Origin of the sequence: Bradyrhizobium sp. BTAi1 (assembly GCF_000015165.1) — a bacterium.
GTDB classification, from domain to species: Bacteria; Pseudomonadota; Alphaproteobacteria; order Rhizobiales; family Xanthobacteraceae; genus Bradyrhizobium; species Bradyrhizobium denitrificans.
The window spans coordinates 6,179,915-6,199,377 of sequence record NC_009485.1; the positions used below are offsets into that span (position 1 = coordinate 6,179,915).

Annotated in this window: 18 protein-coding genes; 12 read left to right on the plus strand and 6 right to left on the minus strand. The window is 66.0% G+C overall.

Annotated features, from left to right (window positions below; translation table 11 throughout):
• The first annotated feature begins 56 nt into the window (after positions 1-56).
• The 5 genes from BBTA_RS27885 to BBTA_RS27905 all read left to right on the plus strand — a co-directional run bounded on the left by BBTA_RS27885 (position 57) and on the right by BBTA_RS27905 (position 5,458).
• A complete protein-coding gene (locus BBTA_RS27885; RefSeq protein WP_012045859.1) occupies positions 57-536 on the plus strand; it encodes a c-type cytochrome, methanol metabolism-related in 480 nt (159 codons plus the stop codon).
• 66 nt (positions 537-602) lie between these two features.
• Positions 603-1,712 (plus strand): S-(hydroxymethyl)glutathione dehydrogenase/class III alcohol dehydrogenase, encoded by a 1,110-nt coding sequence (locus tag BBTA_RS27890; protein ID WP_012045860.1) that lies wholly within the window; start codon positions 603-605, stop codon positions 1,710-1,712.
• 33 nt (positions 1,713-1,745) lie between these two features.
• Positions 1,746-2,309, plus strand: a complete 564-nt coding sequence (gene gfa, locus BBTA_RS27895) for an S-(hydroxymethyl)glutathione synthase (protein ID WP_012045861.1) — start codon at positions 1,746-1,748, stop codon at positions 2,307-2,309.
• A 360-nt stretch (positions 2,310-2,669) separates the two neighbouring features.
• Positions 2,670-3,122: a (2Fe-2S)-binding protein gene (locus tag BBTA_RS27900; RefSeq protein ID WP_012045862.1), complete on the plus strand. Its 453-nt coding sequence runs from the start codon at positions 2,670-2,672 to the stop codon at positions 3,120-3,122.
• Between the two features lie 2 nt (positions 3,123-3,124).
• On the plus strand, positions 3,125-5,458 hold the full coding sequence (locus BBTA_RS27905; protein ID WP_012045863.1) for a xanthine dehydrogenase family protein molybdopterin-binding subunit: 2,334 nt from the start codon (positions 3,125-3,127) through the stop codon (positions 5,456-5,458).
• Between the two features lie 71 nt (positions 5,459-5,529).
• Here BBTA_RS27905 and BBTA_RS40920 read toward each other — a convergent pair whose 3' ends face one another.
• Positions 5,530-5,904, minus strand: coding sequence for a transposase (locus BBTA_RS40920; protein WP_012045864.1), 375 nt, complete (start codon positions 5,902-5,904; stop codon positions 5,530-5,532).
• A gap of 296 nt (positions 5,905-6,200) precedes the next feature.
• Here BBTA_RS40920 and BBTA_RS27915 point away from each other — a divergent pair, with 296 nt between their 5' ends.
• Entirely contained in the window at positions 6,201-7,139 is a 939-nt protein-coding gene (locus BBTA_RS27915) for an acetamidase/formamidase family protein (protein WP_012045865.1), read from the plus strand.
• A gap of 8 nt (positions 7,140-7,147) precedes the next feature.
• Here the strand turns inward: BBTA_RS27915 and ccoG are convergent, their stop codons facing one another.
• Together ccoG and BBTA_RS27925 are read right to left on the minus strand one after the other, a co-directional pair.
• Entirely contained in the window at positions 7,148-8,635 is a 1,488-nt protein-coding gene (gene ccoG, locus BBTA_RS27920; protein WP_012045866.1) for a cytochrome c oxidase accessory protein CcoG, read from the minus strand.
• 498 nt (positions 8,636-9,133) lie between these two features.
• Complete coding sequence (locus BBTA_RS27925; RefSeq protein ID WP_012045867.1) at positions 9,134-9,928, minus strand: fumarylacetoacetate hydrolase family protein; 795 nt, start codon at positions 9,926-9,928, stop codon at positions 9,134-9,136.
• A gap of 1,103 nt (positions 9,929-11,031) precedes the next feature.
• Between BBTA_RS27925 and BBTA_RS27935 the strand changes: the two genes are divergently transcribed.
• Positions 11,032-11,646 carry a heme-binding protein gene (locus BBTA_RS27935; RefSeq protein ID WP_012045868.1) on the plus strand — a complete coding sequence of 205 codons (615 nt, stop codon included), beginning with the start codon at positions 11,032-11,034 and terminating at the stop codon, positions 11,644-11,646.
• Positions 11,647-11,884: 238 nt separating this feature from the next.
• Here the strand turns inward: BBTA_RS27935 and BBTA_RS27940 are convergent, their stop codons facing one another.
• Positions 11,885-12,661 carry a cyclase family protein gene (locus BBTA_RS27940; RefSeq protein WP_012045869.1) on the minus strand — a complete coding sequence of 259 codons (777 nt, stop codon included), beginning with the start codon at positions 12,659-12,661 and terminating at the stop codon, positions 11,885-11,887.
• A gap of 57 nt (positions 12,662-12,718) precedes the next feature.
• Positions 12,719-13,708 (minus strand): fumarylacetoacetate hydrolase family protein, encoded by a 990-nt coding sequence (locus BBTA_RS27945; protein WP_012045870.1) that lies wholly within the window; start codon positions 13,706-13,708, stop codon positions 12,719-12,721.
• Between the two features lie 96 nt (positions 13,709-13,804).
• Here BBTA_RS27945 and BBTA_RS27950 point away from each other — a divergent pair, with 96 nt between their 5' ends.
• The 5 genes from BBTA_RS27950 to BBTA_RS27970 all read left to right on the plus strand — a co-directional run bounded on the left by BBTA_RS27950 (position 13,805) and on the right by BBTA_RS27970 (position 18,007).
• Positions 13,805-14,740: an ABC transporter substrate-binding protein gene (locus tag BBTA_RS27950; RefSeq protein WP_012045871.1), complete on the plus strand. Its 936-nt coding sequence runs from the start codon at positions 13,805-13,807 to the stop codon at positions 14,738-14,740.
• Entirely contained in the window at positions 14,740-15,447 is a 708-nt protein-coding gene (locus BBTA_RS27955; RefSeq protein WP_012045872.1) for a GntR family transcriptional regulator, read from the plus strand. Before BBTA_RS27950 ends, BBTA_RS27955 begins: the two co-directional genes overlap by 1 nt.
• Positions 15,448-15,675: 228 nt before the next feature.
• A complete protein-coding gene (locus BBTA_RS27960; protein ID WP_012045873.1) occupies positions 15,676-16,479 on the plus strand; it encodes an ABC transporter ATP-binding protein in 804 nt (267 codons plus the stop codon).
• Positions 16,476-17,243: an ABC transporter permease gene (locus BBTA_RS27965; RefSeq protein ID WP_012045874.1), complete on the plus strand. Its 768-nt coding sequence runs from the start codon at positions 16,476-16,478 to the stop codon at positions 17,241-17,243. Before BBTA_RS27960 ends, BBTA_RS27965 begins: the two co-directional genes overlap by 4 nt.
• A complete protein-coding gene (locus BBTA_RS27970; protein WP_012045875.1) occupies positions 17,240-18,007 on the plus strand; it encodes an ABC transporter permease in 768 nt (255 codons plus the stop codon). The genes BBTA_RS27965 and BBTA_RS27970 overlap by 4 nt, the downstream gene beginning before the upstream one ends.
• Positions 18,008-18,013: 6 nt before the next feature.
• Here BBTA_RS27970 and BBTA_RS27975 read toward each other — a convergent pair whose 3' ends face one another.
• Positions 18,014-19,393 (minus strand): FAD-dependent oxidoreductase, encoded by a 1,380-nt coding sequence (locus BBTA_RS27975; protein ID WP_012045876.1) that lies wholly within the window; start codon positions 19,391-19,393, stop codon positions 18,014-18,016.
• Positions 19,394-19,463 lie beyond the last annotated feature (70 nt).

Consider the following 19,463-nt stretch of genomic DNA (forward strand, 5'->3'; position numbering starts at 1 on the left):
CCTTGCGTAAGATCTGTTTTGCGGCCGCCACGGCTCTGAGCCTGGCAGCCGGCGGAATGACTGTCGTCGAAAAAGCCTGGGCGGAAGCCCCAGGCGACGCGACGGCCGTGAAATCCGAAGATGGGAAGTATTTCGATAAGGATGGGAATCCGACCTACAAGGTGACCGCCGACGGATCGGTCGATTGGTACACCTACTCCGGATACCGCCGCTACCACTCCGAATGCCACGTCTGTCATGGGCCCGACGGCATGGGATCGACTTATGCGCCCGCGCTGAAGGATTCGGTCAAGAACATGAGTTATGGCGATTTCCTCGGCGTCGTCGCGAGCGGCCGTAAGAACATCAGCACGGCCCAGGAGAACGTCATGCCCGCGTTCGGCGACAACCCGAACGTAGCCTGCTACATGGACGATCTCTACATCTACCTGCGCGCCCGCAGCAATGACGCGGTGGGTCGCGTTCGCCCGGCCAAGCACGAGGACAAGCCGCCAGCCTATACGGAAGCGGAAAACTCCTGCATGGGCAAGAAATGACTGACGACGGGGTCCGCGACCCGGGCAGCATCGCGGGCTCAAGAGAATGAAACAGGAGTTTAAGACATGAAGACGCGCGCCGCGGTCGCTTTCGAAGCCAAGAAGCCGCTGGAGATCGTCGAGGTTGACCTCGAAGGACCGAAGGCCGGTGAAGTGCTGGTCGAGATCAAGGCGACCGGCATCTGCCACACGGATGCCTATACGCTGGATGGTTTCGACAGCGAAGGCATCTTCCCGTCGATCCTCGGCCATGAGGGCGCCGGCATCGTGCGCGAGGTCGGTCCCGGCGTGACCTCGGTCAAGCCCGGCGATCATGTCATTCCGCTGTACACACCGGAGTGCCGCCAGTGCAAGAGCTGCCTCAGCCGCAAGACCAATCTCTGCACCGCAATCCGCGCGACGCAGGGCAAGGGCTTGATGCCGGACGGCACCTCGCGCTTCAGCTATAAGGGTCAGACCATCTACCATTACATGGGCTGCTCGACCTTCTCCAACTTCACCGTGCTGCCGGAGATCGCGGTGGCGAAGATCCGAGAGGACGCGCCGTTCGACAAGAGCTGCTACATCGGCTGCGGCGTCACCACCGGCGTCGGTGCGGTCGTCAACACGGCGAAGGTGGAGCCGGGCTCGAACGTGATCGTGTTCGGTCTCGGCGGCATCGGCCTCAACGTCATCCAGGGCGCCAAGATGGCGGGGGCCGACAAGATCATCGGCGTCGACCTCAATGACGGCAAGGAGGAATGGGGCCGTCGCTTCGGCATGACCCACTTCGTCAACCCGAAGAAGGTCACCGGCGACATTGTTCAGCATCTGGTCGCGCTCACCGATGGCGGCGCCGACTACACCTTCGACTGTACCGGCAACACCACCGTGATGCGCCAAGCGCTCGAAGCCTGCCACCGCGGCTGGGGCGAATCGATCATCATCGGCGTCGCCGAGGCAGGCAAGGAGATCTCCACCCGCCCATTCCAGCTCGTCACCGGGCGCGTCTGGAAGGGCACTGCGTTCGGCGGCGCGCGTGGGCGCACCGACGTCCCCAAGATCGTCGACTGGTACATGAACGGGAAGATCGAAATCGACCCGATGATCACCCACACGCTCAAGCTCGAAGAGATCAACAAAGGCTTCGACCTGATGCATGAGGGCAAATCGATCCGTTCCGTCGTCGTGTTCTGACCCCAAGCACGCAACCATGAGGAGGACTGCGCCATGACTGTCCACATCCACCCGTACGTCGACAACGGCGTCAAACAGGGAAGCGGCCACTTTGCCGGCGGCACCCTGGTCTGCAAGTGTCATGACCGGCCGGTGAAGGTCGCCGTCAAGGGCGACGTCGCCCACAACCACGCCTGCGGCTGCACCAAGTGCTGGAAGCCTTCCGGCGCGACCTTCTCGGTCATCGCCGTGGTTCCGCGGCAGAACGTCACGGTTCTGGAGAACGGCGACAAGCTCAAGATCGTCGATCCCTCGGCGGTCATTCAACGCTACGCCTGCACTGGCTGCGGCACCCACATGTACGGCCGGATCGAGAACACGGGTCACCCGTTCTACGGCCTCGACTTCATCCATCCCGAGCTGTTCCAGGAGCAGGGCTCGGCGGCCCCCGCGTTTGCCGCCTTCGTCTCCTCGGTGATCGAGTCGGGCGTAAAGCCGGAGCAGATGGGTGAGATTCGGGCTCGGCTGAAGGAACTGGGGCTGGAGCCCTATGACTGCCTGTCGCCGGCTCTCATGGATGCGATTGCCACCCATGTGGCGAAAGCAAAGGCGGCCTGACGGCCGCAGCAGACCAAGCGTATGAACTGAAGCGTTCCTTCCTGAAGACTTGGTGCCTCGCCTGCCCCACGCCGGCGAGGCATTCTTTTTCTGCCGTCGTTTTGAACCTGCGACCGCGCTTCGTAGCGACGCATCGCTTGATGTTCCGCGTTTGCATTGCAGCTGGCTGCACGCTCTGCCCTCGCCTGCCCTGACAGCACACGCGCCTGTGTAGACCGATGCCCATCCCGGTCTGCTATCATGAGTCGTTCTCCGACAATTCTCAATCAAGCCGGCGCGCGCAGCAGGGACATGTGGTCTCGCGCGCGTCCACCAAAGATCAAAACTGACGACCATTGGTCCGACAGAGTGAGGGCGAACATGATCAAGGTGAAAATCAACGGGCAGGAGCAGAGCTGGGATGGTGATCCGAGCCTGCCGCTGCTGTGGTATCTGCGCGATGAGCTCGGCCTGACCGGCAGCAAATATGGCTGCGGCCAGGCGCTGTGCGGTGCCTGCACCGTGATGGTCGACAAGGAAGCTGCGCGAGCCTGCATCACTGCGATCTCGGATGTGGCGGGGCGCGAGGTCACGACCATTGAAGGCCTGCATCCGACCGGCGACCATCCGGTGCAGAAGGCGTGGCGACAGGTCAACGTGCCGCAATGCGGCTTCTGCCAGGCCGGCCAGATCATGCAGGCGGCCGCGCTGCTCAACCAGAATCCGAAGCCGTCGCATGACCAGATCAGGGACGCGATGTCCGGCAACATCTGTCGCTGCGGCTGCTATCAGCGCATCGAAAACGCGGTTCATCTGGCCTCGACGGGAGTGTGATCATGACCATCATCGCAAATCCCGACAGCGCAACATCCGCCTCGCGGCGCGGCTTCGAGCGGCATCTCAAGGTCGAGAACGTCTCCCGCCGCGCCATCCTGCAGACGCTCGGCCTGGCCGGCGGCTTCGTGCTCGCCGCCCCCCTGCTGTCGCGGCCGGCCTTCGCCGCCTATGAGACCGGCGCCGGCAAGATGCCGCATGGCACGGTGGTCGATCCCAAGATTTTCGTGTCGATCGCGCCCGACGGCATCGTCTCCATCCTCGCCCATCGTTCCGAGATGGGCACCGGCGTGCGCACCAGCCTGCCGCTGATCGTGGCGGAGGAGATGGAGGCCGACTGGACGAAAGTGCGCGTGGTGCAGGCGCCCGGCGACGAAGTGAAGTTCGGCAACCAGGACACCGACGGTTCGCGCAGCACGCGGCATTACCTGCTGCCGATGCGCCAGATCGGCGCCATGGCGCGCGCGATGCTCGAAGCCGCCGCAGCCAAGCGGCTTGGTGTGCCCGCAAACGAGGTGAAGGCCGTCAACCACGAGGTCGTGCACAGCGCCAGCGGCAAGCGCCTCGGCTTCGGAGAGCTTGCGGCCGACGCGGCCAATCAGCCGGTCCCCGCCGTCGACAGCGTGCAACTGAAGTCGCCCAAGGACTTCCGTTATCTGGGCAAGGGTCAGGTCAGCGTCGTCGATCTGCACGACATCACCGTCGGCAAGGCGCGTTACGGCGCCGATGTCCGTCTGCCCGGCATGAAATACGCCGTCATCGCCCGGCCGCCGGTGACAGGCGGCAAGGTGAAGTCGTTTGACTCGGCCGAAGCCCTGAAGGTCCCCGGCGTCGAACAGGTTCTCGAGGTCAAGGGCTGGCCGTGGCCGTCGAAGTTCCAGCCGCTCGGCGGCGTCGCCGTCGTCGCACGCAACACCGGGGCTGCGATCAAGGGCCGCGACGCGCTCAAGGTCGAGTGGGACGACGGGCCCAACGCGGCCTACGACTCGGTCGCCTATCGCGCCGAGCTCGAAGCCGCCGCGCGCCAGCCGGGTCTGGTCGTGCGCCAGGAGGGTGATGTCGAGGCCGCGCTGAAGTCGGCCGACAAGATCGTCACCGGCGAGTACTACTTGCCGCACTTCGCTCATGCCAGTATGGAGCCGCCGGTCGCGGTCGCCGACGTGAAGGGCGACAAGGCCGAGATCTGGGCGCCGGTGCAGAGTCCCGGCGGCACCCGCGAGGACGTCGCCAAGACGCTGCAGCTCCCGCCGGAGAACGTGACCGTCAACGTCACCCTGCTCGGCGGCGGGTTCGGGCGTAAATCGAAATGCGACTTCGCGCTCGAAGCCGCCCTGCTCTCCAAGACCCTGGGCGCGCCGGTCAAGGTGCAGTGGACGCGTGACGACGACATCCAGCACGACTTCCTGCACACGGTCTCGGTCGAGCGGATCGAGGCCGGGCTCGACAAGAGCGGCAAGGTCGTCGCCTGGCGTCATCGCAGCGTCGCGCCGACGATCCTGTCGACCTTCGCCGCCGGGGCCGACCACGCCGCGCCGTTCGAGCTCGGCATGGGCCTTGTCGACATGCCGTTCGAGATCGCCAACATTCAATGCGAGAACCCGGCCGCCAAGGCGATGACCCGGATCGGCTGGTTCCGCTCGGTCTCGAACATTCCGCGCGCCTTCGCCGTGCAGTCGATGGTCGGCGAGCTCGCGCACGCCACCGGCCGCGACCAGAAGGACATGCTGCTGGAGCTGATCGGCACGCCGCGCGTCGTCAAGCTCGCTTCGGTGAAGGACCTCTGGAACTACGGCGAGCCCTATGAGAGCTACCCGATCGATACCGGGCGGCTGCGCCGCGTCGTCGAGTTCGTCGCCGAGAAGGGCAATTGGGGCCGCTCGCTTCCCAAAGGCCATGGCCTCGGCATCGCCGCGCATCGCAGCTTCGTCAGCTACATCGCCACCATCGTGGAGGTGTCGGTCGACGACAAGGGCAAGCTCTTGGTACACCAGGTCGACAGCGCGATTGATTGCGGTGTCTTCGTCAACCCCGAGCGCATCCAGTCGCAGCTCGAGGGGGCGGCAATCATGGGGCTGAGCCTCGCCAAATATGGCGAGGTCAGCTTCAAGAACGGCCGGGTGCAGCAGCGCAATTTCGACGACCATCCGGTGGTCCGGATCGACGAGGCGCCGCTGGTCACCAACGTGCACATCGTGCCCGCCGATGCCGACACGCCGCCGAGCGGCGTCGGCGAGCCGGGCGTGCCGCCATTTGCGCCGGCGCTCGCCAACGCGATCTTTGCCGCCACCGGCAAGCGTCTGCGCGCGCTGCCGATCGGCAATCAGCTCGCGACGTGAGCTGATCGACCTCACATCATCATCGGCCGGAGCGATCCGGCCGATGATCCCCCCAGCAGAGCAACGAAAGATCAGCGCCCGTAGCGCACCGAGGCATAGCGGCCGATGACGGCGCCGCGCGCCTGTCCCGGCGTGCCGGCGCCGCCGTGAGGCGTGCTGCCGCAATCCTGGCGCAGCGGCCGCGGAGCAGGCTTGTCGGCGCGCGCCGAAGTCGGCCGGACGCCGACGAGCTTGGTCACCAGCGTGCGCAGTCGCTGGTTCTCGATCTCCAGCTCCTTCAAACGACGCAGGGCAGGACTGCTGAGCCCGCCATAGCGCTGGCGCCAGCGATAGAAGGTGCGCAGCGAGACGCCCGCCGTGCTGCAAATTTCGGCAATCGGCACGCCCGATTCCGCCTCGCCCAGCAGAACCAGAATCTCGTGCGCGGTGTGCTGACAACGTCGCATGCTCAAGCCCCCCTGCGCTGCCCTTGGCGGCATTCTCGCATGGATTCCATGAGCTTGATAGGCGCCCCGCGCGACCGCCCGTCGTGCCCGCGCGGCGCGACGGCGACGTGGCGCGAGGTCATGAGACCGTCGCGCCAGAACGGCGGCTCGCCGACCATTGGCAAAATTGACACGAGCGCAGGGAACCGAGCTGATCTGCCGGGACGCTGAGCAAGGCTGAACAGTTTTTGGCATTGCCCGCCGCGACATCCTACCCTGAAATCGCGTCGAAGACTCGCGCCCCACGGAGGCAGCCCATGTCCAAACGCCACGAAATTCCCGCCACGCATGAGAGCATGGTGTGGGGCTATCTCGACAGCACCACGCCACCAGTGCTCGAAGTCGCCTCCGGCGACACCGTGACGCTGCATTCCTTCCCGGCCGGCGGCAAGGAGACCCTTCCCGAGGACCGCAGCATCGTTCCACCCGGCTATCTCACCGCGCTCGACACCCTGATCCAGGGGCCGGGCCCGCATTTCATCACTGGTCCCGTCCATGTGAAGGGCGCGCAGCCCGGTGATACGCTCCAGGTCGACATCCTCGACGTCAAGGTCAGCCAGGACTGGGGCTTCGTCTCGATCCTGCCTTTGCTCGGCACCCTGCCCGACGAGTTCACCGACTACGAGACGATCCACCCGAAGGTCGATCACGCGCGCCAGGTCTGCATCATGCCCTGGGGCACCGAGATCGCGCTCGATCCGTTCTTCGGCATCATCGCGACCGCGCCGCCGCCCGCCTGGGGGCGCTGCGGGTCGCCGGTACCGCGCAGCTTCGGCGGCAACATGGACAACAAGGAGCTGCGGCCGGGCACGACGCTGTATCTGCCGGTGTTCAACGAGGGCGCATTGTTCTTCGCCGGCGACGGCCATGGCGTGCAGGGCGACGGCGAGGTCTGCATCACCGCGCTCGAGACCGGCGTCACCGGCACCTTCCGGCTCACGGTGCGCAAGGACATGGACATCACCTGGCCCTTCGCCGAGAACGCCACCCATCTGATGTCGATCGGCCTCGACGAGGATCTCGACGACGCCGCCAAGCAGGCGGTGCGCGAGATGGTCAAGCATGTCTGCGCCCGCACCAACCTGTCGCGCAATCAGGCCTACATGCTGTGCTCGCTGGCCGGCAATCTGCGCGTGACCCAGCTGGTCGACGGCAACAAGGGCATCCACATGCTGCTGCCGAAGGCCTATCTGTAGTCCCTCCTCTACCGGTCGATGAAGCGATCGTGCGCGGTCAAAACGACCTGACCGCCGGCCCCGATGGCCTGGAAGGTGACATCGGCGTCGCGCGGCTCGGGCATGGTCAGCGTCACGCGCAGGGTCTCGGAGCCGTCCGGCTCGACCGTGATCGCATCCGCCGTCGCGTGACCGACAATCGCGAGCGCCGCGTCGACGCCGCTGATGCCGAGCGTGAAGCTCTGCACGGCCGCCGACTTGTTGAGCAGCTTGACCGTATAGGCGTTGCGGACCGAACCATCCGACAGCCGCACCGACATCGGATCGCGATCGTGCTGCACCGAGAGTACGGCGGTGGTCTTGGTCACAAACGACACCGCGATGATGCCGGCCAGCGCGACACAGGCGAGCGCGAGCCCGACCGTCTTCGGCCGCAGCAGCCGCGACACACGCGGCTGGCCCGCGCGGCCGCGCTCGATATTGTCCCAGCTTTCGTAGTCGATCAGGCCGCGCGGACGGTCGAGCCTGGCCATCACACCATCGCAGGCGTCGACGCAGAGGCCGCAATTGATGCAGGCAAAATTCGGCCCCTGGCGGATGTCGATGCCGATCGGGCAGACCGCGACGCAGGCGCCGCAATCGACGCAATCGCCGGCCGGCAGCCCCTGCGAGCGGGCCTCGGCGGCCTTCTTCGCCGACATCCTGACCTCGCCGCGATAGTCGCGGTAATTCACGGTGAAGGCTTCGGCGTCCCAGATCGCGCCCTGCAGCCGCGGCCACGGGCACATGAAGGTGCAGACCTGCTCGCGCGCGAAGCCGGCCAGGCCATAGGTCGTGCCGGCGAACACCAGCGTCCAGGTCAGCGCGGTCGGCGACATCTCGCCATGAATGACGTCGCGCACCAGTTCCGGCGCGTCGGTGAAGTAGAAGATCAAGGTGCCGCCGGTGAGAAGCGCGATCATCATCCACAGCGCGTGCTTGGTCGCGATCTGCGCCACCCGCTTCGTCGTCAGCGGCGCACCGATATTCTTCAGCCGCTGCCGGCGATCGCCTTCGACCAGCCGCTCGACCAGCAGGAACAGATCGGTCCACACCGTCTGCGGGCAGGCGAAGCCGCACCACAAGCGCCCGGCCAGTGCATTCACCAGGACGAGTATCAGTGTCGCCAGCAGCATCGCCGCGGTGATGAGATAGAGGTCCTGCGGCCAGATCTCGGCCGGGCCGAGATAGAGTTTTCCATGGGCGAAATCGAGCAGCACGGCCTGCCCAGGCGCATTCGAGCCGCGGTTCCAGCGGATGAAGGGCGTGACGTAGTAGACCGAGAGGGTGAGCATCAGGATCAGCCATTTGAGCCGGCGGATCGGCCCCTTGACGCCTTGCGGAACCACGGGACCGCCGAGCTGGCATGGGGATCGTGCCGGCTTGCGGACAGGCGCTTGGCCGCGAGCCGGGGACTGGCTCTGGCCCTGCGCCGCGCGGCGCGTCCTGGCGTGATCGATCTCGATGGTGATGGCCACGTCTGCCCTCGTTCGCTTGCCTGTTGCAGACGACGGTACGGGGCGCGACGAGAGCGCTCTTTGTCGGGCCACAAACTTGCGAACAGGTGGCAGCGGCTGTTTGCGCGGGAACAACGAGGCTCGGCGTCTAGCAGGCGACGAGGGAGGCGGCACCGCGAGTGCCGCGGCGGCAGGCGCGCCATCCGATGGGATGAATGCGTCTGCCGCCCTTCTGCTGGCAAAATTGCGGTAGTGTTCGGCGTGCCGTAGCTTGTGGCCATCCTTCGAGACGCGCGCCTTCGGCGCGCTCCTCAGGATGAGGTTCGAATGCGCGGAGGGATGCAGGACCCTCTCCATGAGAACGCTGCCGTAACCGGCAGCGTTCTCATGGTTTGTATGCAGCGCCAGTTGGCGCACGCGACTCATGGTGAGGAGCGCCGCTCGCGGCGCGTCTCGAACCATGAGGCCAAGATTGGAACGCATCGGATTGCATCCGCATCGTCCGAGTCATGCCGCTATTCACACGATCTTGATCGACATGTCGGGCAAGCCCTCCAGCTTGCACAAGAGCACGTCGCCCTTGACGACCGGGCCGACATTCTCCGGCGTGCCCGAATAGATGATGTCGCCGGCCTTGAGCTCGAACGCCTCGGAGAGCTTCGCGATCTGCTCGGCGACACTCCAGATCATCTTGATGAGATCGGAATTCTGCCGGACGGTGCCGTTGACCGCGAGCGAGATCGCGCCCTTGGTGAAATGGCCGACCTTGGTTACCGGATGGATCGGGCCGATCACCGCGGCATGGTCGAAACTCTTGCCGATCTCCCAGGGCTTCTTCTCCGCGGCCATGCCGTTCTGCAGGTCGCGCCGGGTCATGTCGAGGCCGAGCGCGTAGCCATAGACATGGTCGAGCGCAGCCTCGACCGGGATGTTGGTGCCGCCGGATTTCAGCGCCGCAACCAGCTCGACCTCGTGGTGATAGTTCTTGGTCAGCGACGGATAAGGGTGATCGGCGACCTCGCCGATCGCGACATTCTGGATCGCATCGGTCGGCTTCTGGAAGAAGAACGGTGGCTCGCGGTTCGGATCGGAGCCACGCTCGATCGCATGCGCCGCATAGTTGCGGCCGATGCAGTAGATGCGGCGGACCGGGAACACACCCTGCTCGCCGACGATCGGAATGGTGGTCGCCGGCACGGCGAAGATCGGCTTCGGCCCGGCCTGTGCCGCGGCAGGGTAGGTGTCCGTCATAATCGCAGCCGCTGCGGCGGCGCTGCCGGCGACGAGAAGATCGCGGCGTGAGGTGTCTGCCATGGGTTTCCTCCTGGGATCAGCCCGTTGCGGCCGGCTGATTTGTTGGTGGTGGCGCGCCAGCATCGGCGCCCCGCTCAACTGATAAGCATATCCAGTATGCCAGCGCCACCATGCGCGCACGCGCCGTCGCCCTCGCAGCGCAACACGCGCCCGAAGCGATGCTCGAGACCCTCGCCGGAAACGCGAGGGCGCAGGGAAGGCCGGACCTCGACTGAGGCCCGTGGCCCGCCTGCGGAAAAAAATACAGGCGGCAGGAACCACAGGTTCAGCCGGACAGACCCGGCCTTCCCTGCGCGATGGGTGAACGTCTGCTCCGAGCTCTCCCCGGGGACCGGCTTTCTTGCCCCCGTCACCTCAGCGACACGTCATGTCACTCAGGCTTGGCGCCAGCATCGGGACGCCAGGACCACACGGCTTGAACGTCCGCGAGCTGACAGTCGTCTTGCGCAACAGCGCCTGACAGACCCGCGGCCACCGCTCCCCGCCTCTCCGTATCGTGACGACGCGCACGTCCCTCTGCATGAGGCGGGATAAGGCGAGGAGAGCATCATTTCTGCAAATACGAAAGAAAGAAATTTTCGCGCTGGCATCTGGACAGGGGTGATCGTGCTGAGCACGCTGCGGAATTATCGCTTTCGGCGCATCCGCGGATGCGCGCTTCCAAGAACCTGCGACGGCGGCTCGGCAGTGCAGTTGGTCTTCGCGGCTCGACTGAGTCGCCCGTCGGGTCGGTCACCGCAAGCAGCCAACGAACACGGACCCCATGGATGTGTTGCGCGCGAATTGCGGCCTTTGCCGCGATACCCTGGCCTCATGGTTCGAGACGCGCGGCCATATCGACCGCTGGATGAGCTTGACCAGTTGCACGGCGCTCCTCACCATGAAGAGCAGGTGAAGGAGGAGCGTGGCGCGATCACGTTCGTCCCGCCGCAACAGAATCGGACCTCATGCTGAGGACCCCGCCGCAGGCGGCCGTCTGGAAGGGTGACGTGGGCGATGCACTCACCACCTGATCCGCGGGACCTCTCGCCTCGTTCCTTTGTTGACACCCAACCGAACGGCGCAATGCCATGACCGAGCCGACACCACCCAGGAGACGCCGCATGCTGATCTGGCTGGCCAGCCTTGCCATGCTCGTGATCGCCGGCGCCGCCATTGCCGCGGGGCCGCTGATGAGCCGAGTCGAACATCCCAAATACGACACCGTCAGTCGCGATGGCGATTTCGAGATCCGCGCCTATGCGCCGATGATCATTGCGGAGGCCGAGGTGCAGGGCGCACGCAAGCCGGCCATCGAGGAGGGCTTTCGCATCATCGGCGGCTATATCTTCGGTGCCAATCAGGGCAGGATGAAGATCGCGATGACCGCGCCGGTGCAGCAACAGGCAGCGGCATTGCCGGCACCGGGGGACGAGACCGGCAGCGATCGCTGGAAGGTCAGCTTCGTGATGCCGTCGAGCTGGTCGCTCGACACCCTGCCGCCGCCCGCCGACACGCGCATCAAGCTGAACTCGCTGCCGGCCCAGCGCATGGTCGCAATCACCTTCTCCGGCTCCTATTCCGACGGCATCATCGCCGAAAAGACCCGCGAACTGCGCGACTACGCGCAGCGCAAAGGCCTGACCGTCACCGGATCCCCATTGCTCGCATTCTACAACCCGCCCTGGACCCTGCCGATGCTGCGCCGGAACGAGGTGATGCTGGCGTGTAGTTGTTAGCCGGACTTTGACCCAGGCGAAGCTGCACTCCCTCTCCCCGTTCTTACTGGGAGAGGGTCGGGGTGAGGGGCGACCACGCGCACCGACTGAGCTGAGAGTCCCCCTCACCCGGATCGCATCTATCGATGCAATCCGACCCCTGCCCGCAGGCGGGACGAGGTGCGCCACCATCGCCGTTCGATCTGTGATCAACTCATTCAGTAACCTGCGGCGCGCACTCACTCAGCGCCAACGCACCTCACGCATCAATGATCGCCACCGCCCGCGTCCAGCCGGCGGACGCCCGCTCGATCTTCACCGGGAAGCACGACACGGTGAAGCCGGTCGGTGGCAGCTGCTCCAGATTGTGCAGTTTCTCAAGGTGGCAATAGCCGATGTGACGGCCGGCTTTGTGGCCTTCCCAGATGATGCTGGCGTCGTGGGTCTCGGCATAGGTCTTGGCCGTGAAGACGAATGGCGCATCCCAGCTCCAGCCGTCGGTGCCGGTGAGACGGACGCCGCGCTCGAGCAGATACATCGTCGCCTCATAGCCCATGCCGCAGCCTGAATTGACGTAATTGGCCTGACCGTAGCGCGCGCCGGCGGCGGTGTTGACGACGACGATTTCAAGCGGCGACAGCGTGTGCCCGATCCGCTTCAACTCCTCCTCGACATCCTTTGCGGTCACCACATAGCCGTCGGGGAAGTGCCGGAAGTCGAGCTTCACGCCGGGCTGCAGGCACCATTCCAGCGGCACCTCGTCGATGGTCCAGGCGCGCTCGCCGCGATTCATCGTCGGATGAAAGTGCCAGGGGGCATCGAGATGCGTGCCGTTATGGGTTGAGAGGTTGACCTGCTCGACCGCCCATCCCTGCCCGTCCGGCAGATCCTCGGCCTTCAACCCGTCGAAGAATTGCAGCATGCGCGGCAGGCCCTGCTGGTGGTCGATATAGGTGATTGTCGGATGCGTTCCCGGCGGATCGGCCGGGACATCGTTCTGCAGCGGCACGGAAATGTCGATCAGCTTGCGGGCCATGGGCGGTCCTCTCCCGTTGTTGTTGTCGTGGTCGGCACGATGCATCGTGATGGCAGGTCAGACGTCCTGCCGCTCGACCCTGTTCTTCAGTACACCTATTTTCTCGACCTCCAGCTCGATCACGTCGCCATGCTCGAGATACCAGCCGAGCTCGAGGCCACAACCATTGCCGACAGTGCCCGAGCCGATGAACTCGCCCGGCATCAACGTCTCGTCCTTGCTGATATAGGCGATCAGCTCCTCGAACGAGAACAGCATGCCCTCGCTGACGCCGCGCGAGCGCACCTCGCCATTGACGCGCGCCTCCATCTTGAGGCGGTAGGGATCACCGATCTCGTCCGGCGTCACGATCCACGGTCCCATGACGTTGCCGCCATCGAAGCTTTTGCCCTTGGAAGGGCCGAGCCGCCCCTCCATTTCGACCCGCTGGGTGTCGCGTGCGGAAAAATCGTTGAAGATGGTGAAGCCGAAAATGTGGTCGCGCGCCTTCGCCGCCGGAATGTCCTTGCCCCGGCCCCTGGTGATGATGCCGAACTCCAGCTCATAGTCCATCACCTTGCTGTAGCGCGGCCATGTCACGGTCGTGTTGGGGCCGCGCACGCTGAAGCGGTTGGTGATGTAGAAGATCGGCACCTTTCGATAGACGTCCGGCAACTCTCCTAGCGGCTCCGCATCGATGCGCGCGAGTTCGTCCGCATCGCCGCGCTGGCGCGCCGCAAGCTTCAACTGGCCGCGCGGCGCCTGCAGGATGTGCAGCGGGAACGACATGCCGTCGCGCATCTGCCGCGGCTCCGGCACCGGCGCGAGAAGCTCGGTGCTGGCGACGTCGCGCGACAGGCTCTCATCATTGCCATACCGCTCGACCAGCGCGCGTGCGGCATCGAGCCCGCCCTCACCGGCATCGATCAGCGACAGCATCGAAGCGAAGGCCGGATTGGCCGTTCCGGTCCGCCCGGCGGCCGCGGCGAGATCAAAGAGCTTGGTATCGCCGGCATGGACCACGCCGATCCGCTCCCCGCCCTCGGTTCGAAATGTCGCAAGTTTCACGCCGGCCTCCCCTTGTGTTCTATCTTAAAATATACAAACATATAAAATATCGATAAACAAGAGGCGTTCGAATGGACGCCCGGGGAGGAGTCAACAATGCGTCATCGGCTCACGGGTGCTGTTGTCGGCTCGGTGTTGACCGCGTTCGCACTGACATCAGCGGCACTTGCCCAGAAGATCCAGATCGGCTGCACGGCCACTTCGGACTGCGCATCGGCGATGATCGCGGTCGACGAGGGCATCTTCAAGAAGCATGGGCTCGACGCCGAGATGGTGCTGATCGGGATCAATTCGAACATCCCCGCTGCCATCCTGTCCAACTCGATCCAGATCGGCGGGCCGACCTCCACGGTCTTCCTGCAGGCCGCCGATGGCGGGCTCGACCTCGTCGCGGTGTCCGGCGCGTCGATCATGAATAAGACCTCCAACGACGCCATCGCCGCCTTCGTGCGCAACGGCATCACCATCAACAGCCCGCAGGACTTCAAGGGCAGGAAAGTCGGCGCGCCCGGCATCGGCGCCTTCCTGCACGTGCTGTTCGTGAAATGGCTGGTGGAGAAAGGCGTCGACCCCAAGAGCGTCAACTTCGTCGAGGTCACATTCCCGACCATGGCCGACACGATCAAGTCGGGCGGTGTCGACGCCGTGCTGACCGCCGAACCGTTCGTGATGCGCATGAGCAACGCCAATCTCGGCACCGTCGGCGCGCGTTACGCGGCCGAGCTTGCCCGCACCGAGCCGATCATCTTCTACGCAGCGTCGCGCGAATGGGCCGAGAAGAACCCGGCGACGGTGAAGAAATTCCGCGCGGCCATCGCCGAGGCGGCGCCGATCGTCAACAATGATCGTGACAAAGCCTCGGCCGCAATTGCCAAGTTCACCAAGCAGCCGCTCGATCTGGTCAAGCTGACGGCGCCCAATCAGTCCGAGCCGATGCTGAAGCCCGAACAGCTCGCCTGGTGGATCGACGTGATGTCGGCGCAGAAGATGCTGCAGACCAAGCTCGACCTCAAGAAGCTGATCCTCGACTGATGACGGCACAAAGCCCGATCCTCCAGACCGAGCCGCCGAGCGGCGACACGCTCAGCGAGCGCGCCGCCGCGCTGATCGAGCGCGATATCGTCGCCGGCGTCCTCGCCCCCGGCTCGCGGCTTGGGATCGTCGAGCTTGCCAAGCGCTACGAGATCGGGCCGACGCCGCTGCGCGAGGGACTGTCGCGGCTGGTGTCGCGCGGCCTGATCGTCGGCATCGGGCAGCGCGGCTTTCGCGTCGCCGAGGTCAGCCGTGACGATCTCGTCGACATCACACGGATGCGCACGGTGGTCGAGAAGGAGGCGCTGCGGCTGGCGATGCTGAATGGTGGCGACCCATGGGAGGCCAGCATCGTCGCCGCGCTGCATCAGATGCGCCGCTACATCCAGCGCACGCAGAGCGTGTTTCGCGAAGGTGCGCCGGAGTTCGACCGGTTGCATAAGGCATTTCACACCGCGCTGCTGTCCGCCTGCGGCTCGCGCCGCCTGCTCGCGGCGCATTCCGATCTCTACGACCAGGCCTACCGCTACCGTCGCGTCATGATGCGCAGCTTCGACGATGGCCGCGGCTTCATCCGGGAGCACGAGGCGCTCGCCGACCTCGTGCTCGCGCGCGATGCCGCCGCCGCGCAGGCGCGGCTCGAGGCCCACCTGCGCTCCACTGTCGCTATCGTCTATCCTGATCCAAAGCAGGGCCGCCGCAAATGACACAGCGCTCAGCTCGGGGCCTCATGGTTCTCAAGGCGATGCGAGAGCATTGTCGGAACGCGCCGCAAGCGGCGCTCCTCACCATGAGGGGCTCAGTTCTCGCAGTACAGTCAGTCCTCGTCCTGAGGAGCCCACCGGAGGCGGGCGTCTCGAAAGACGCTGGCGGCCGCACTGCGTACCCCACCGCCAGTCGCATGCGATCATTCCACCGACCGAAGGGAGACTAAGATGGCAGAGCCTGCTCTCGCTTTGGTGCAATCGTCTCCCGCGCCTGCGCACGCGCAGATCGCGTTCGACAAGGTCGCGCTGGTGCTCGGCGGCAAGGCCATCATCGACACCATCAGCCTCGAGGTCGCGGCCGGCGAGATCCTGTGCGTGGTCGGCGCTTCCGGCTGCGGCAAGACGACGGCCCTGCGGCTCGCCGCCGGCCTCTATCAGCCGACCGGCGGCGCAGTGCGCTTCGAGGGCGAGGTCATGCGCGCTCCCCGGCGCGAGATCGCCGTCGTGTTCCAGGATTACGGCAAGGCGCTGCTGCCGTGGCGCACGGCGGCCGGCAACGTCTCGCTGGCGCTGGAGACGATCGGCATGCCCTCGGCGCAGCGCGCGGCGCGCATCGCCGAGTTGCTGGCCAAGGTGGGGCTCGCCGGCCATGCGGCGAAGTATCCGACGGAGATGTCCGGCGGCATGCAGCAGCGGCTGCAGATCGCGCGCTGCCTCGCGCAAGACCCCAAGGTGCTGCTGATGGACGAGCCGTTCGGCGCGCTGGATGCGATGACACGGCAAGGACTGCAGGACGAAATGCTGGCGCTGGTCGCGTCGACCGGCGCCACGGTCGTGTTCGTGACGCATGATCTCGAAGAGGCGATCTATCTCGGCGACCGGGTCGTGGGGCTGTTGCCGCATCCTGGCCGCGTCGGCCTGGAGCTGACAATCGACCTGCCGCGGCCGCGCGATCAATTGGCGACGCGGGAGCATCCGGAATTCCTGCGGCTGCGGCGTGCGCTGTTCGACTTCATCAAGGCGAGCGAATGAGCATGCGGGAGCGCATCAAGCCCCTGCTGTTGCCGATCGCGGCGCTGCTGGTCTTCGAGGCCTGGATGCGGCTCGCCGCCGTGCAAAGCGACTCGCTGGCGCCACCGAGCGCGATCGCGCTCGCGCTGGCGGACGCGCTGGCCGACGGCTCGCTGCTCGCGGCGACGCGTGACACGCTGGCCTCGGCCTTCGCCGGGCTCGCGATCGGGGGCGCCATCGGCCTTGTGCTGGGCGTCGCGCTGGGACTCTCGCACGTTCTCAGCCGGCTGATGGAAGTGACGATCGAAGCCATCCGGCCGATCCCGTCGGTGGCGCTGCTGCCGATCGCCCTGATCGCACTCGGCTTCGGCTATCGCATGGAGATCGCGATCGTGGCCTTCGCCTGCGTCTGGCCCGTGCTGATCGTGACGCGTGCCGCGGTCGGCGGCATCGAGCCGCGGCTGATCGAGGTGGCGCGCGTGCTGCGGCTGACGCAGCTCGATCGCATCAGGAAAATCGTGCTTCCCGCCGCCCTGCCCCGAATCGTCCTGGCGTTTCGGCTCGCCGCCGGCATCGCGCTGATCGTCGCGGTCACGGTGGAGATCGCGATCAACCCGCTCGGCCTCGGCGCCGGCATCATGACGGCGCAGCAGGCGCTGCGGCCGGACCTGATGCTGGCCTATCTGGTGTGGATCGGCGTGACCGGATTCGCGCTCAACGCCGCTTTGACGGCTGCGCAGCAGACGCTCTTCGGCCGCGCCGCATTGACGGATGACAACGCATGAGATGGTCCGTGATCGCCTGGCGTTGCGCCAGCTTCGTGGTCGCCGCCGGCGTCATCGCGCTGTGGCAGCTCGCGGCCGACCGACGCCTGATATCGCCGGTGTTCCTGCCCGGTCCCGACCGCGCCTGGGCGTCGCTGCTGCGCGGTTTCACGAGCGGCGATCTCCTGACCAAGCTCACGGGCACACTGACGCACATGGCCTATGGCTGGCTGCTCGCGTCGGTCGCCGGCATCGCGCTCGGCGCGATGATCGGCTCGTCGAAGGCGATGCGCATCTATGTCGCGCCGACGCTCGAGCTGCTGCGGCCGCTGCCGGTGTCGGCGATCATTCCGGTCGCGATCGCGGCGTTCGGCCTGAACCAAAGCATGGCGCTGTTCGTGATCGCGTTCGGCTCGCTGTGGCCGATGCTGCTCGGAACCATCCACGGCTTCGCCGCGGTCGAGCCACGGCTCTATGAGGTCGCGCGGGTGCTGCACATGTCGCGGCTCGCCGTGATCTTCAAGATCGCGCTGCCGTCGGCGGCCCCCGACATTCTCGCCGGCATGCGGCTCAGCCTGACGGTCGCGCTGATCCTCGCCGTCGTCTGCGAGATGCTCGCCGGCCTCGACGGCCTCGGCCAATGGGTGCTGCTGTCGGCCCGCGCGTTCCGCTCGGCCGACCTGTTCGCCGGGGTGATGCTGCTCGGCATCATCGGCTATATCACCGCGCTCGCGATGGGGGCCGCGGAGAGCCGGCTGTTGCGCTGGCAGGCCGCACGGCGGTGACTGAGCTCAGCGCGACAGGCCGGCGACACGGCCAAGCGCGACAGCGGTGAGCAGGCCGTTGCCGGAGAGATAGCCCGAGGCATCCGCGCCCGAGACGCCACAGGCGGCGCCGCCGGCGGCGAACAGATTGTCGATGACGCCGCCGTCCCTGCGCACGACGCGCGCGCGATCGTCGATGACGAGGCCGCCTTGGGTATGGAACAGCGCGCCGGTGACCTTGACCGCGCGATAGGAGGGCGCGAGCTGCGGCACGCCGGCGAAGCTACGGCCGAAGCGATCGACGCGCTGCCGCGCCTTGGCTTCACGCACCTCATCGCATGTCGCCATCAGCACATCGGCCGGCACGCGCATCGCCGCTGCAAGGCTCGCGACATTATCGGCTTCGAGCACTGCGCCATGCGCGAGCGCGTTGCGGAAATCCTCGAACTGCGCGGCGATGCCGGCGATGCGCGCATCGAAAATGGTCCAGGCGACGCCGTCCGGCTGCGCCAGCACGTTCGCCGCCTGCTCCGAATAGCCGGAGGCCTCGTTGGAGAAGCGCTCTCCCCTCGCATTCACCTGGAAGCCGCCTTCGGTGATGGTCGCCCAACTGATGAGGATGCCGGCGGGATGCGCCACGGAGCCGTGGCCCTGATGGCCGCCGAGATGGCGCGTCGCCGCGCCGAGTTGCTCGCCCCAGACCAGCGCATCGCCCTGGTTGCCGACATGGCCGAAATAGGTGGCCGAGGCCATGTCCGGGATGTGCCGCGCGACCAGCTCCGGATTGCCGCCATAGCCGCTGCAGGCGAGGATCAGGCGGCCGCAGCCGATCTCGTCCGTCGTGCCGTCGGGCCGGACGAAACGCACCCCGATGATCCGCTGCGTGGGATCGACCAGCAAGGTCGTCGCATGCGCCGCGCAGAGAATATCGATGCCGGCCGCTTCGGCGGCCGTGCGCAGCCTGTCGATCAGCTCGCGCCCGGCGCGGCTCGGCAGGCCGTGCATGCGATAGCGCGAATGTCCGGGATAGTAGAAATTGTCGACCAGCGAGAATGGCAGCTGATGCCGGTCGGCGAGCCATTCGAGCGTCGGGCCGATGGTGGTGGTGACGAGCTGCACCAGCGCAGGGTCCGGCTCATCATGCGCCTTGTGCAGGATGTCGGCCGCGAAGCGCGCCGGACTGTCGTCGATGCCAAGCGCCGCCTGCCAGCGCGTACCGGCTGCTGGTATCAAGCCGGCCGACAGCGCCGTCGACCCCTGCGGCACGGCATCGCGCTCCAACACCAGCACGCTCTCGCCCTGCTCGATCGCCGACAACGCCGCAACGAGCCCCGCGGCGCCGGCACCGATGATCAGGCAGTCGACCGCGAGTTCTTGCCTGCGATCGATGGTGTCGATCGCGCTCATGTGCGCCCCTCACCACGCCCGCGGCCGTCCTTCGAGACGCTCGCCTGCGGCGAGCTCCTCAGGACGAGGA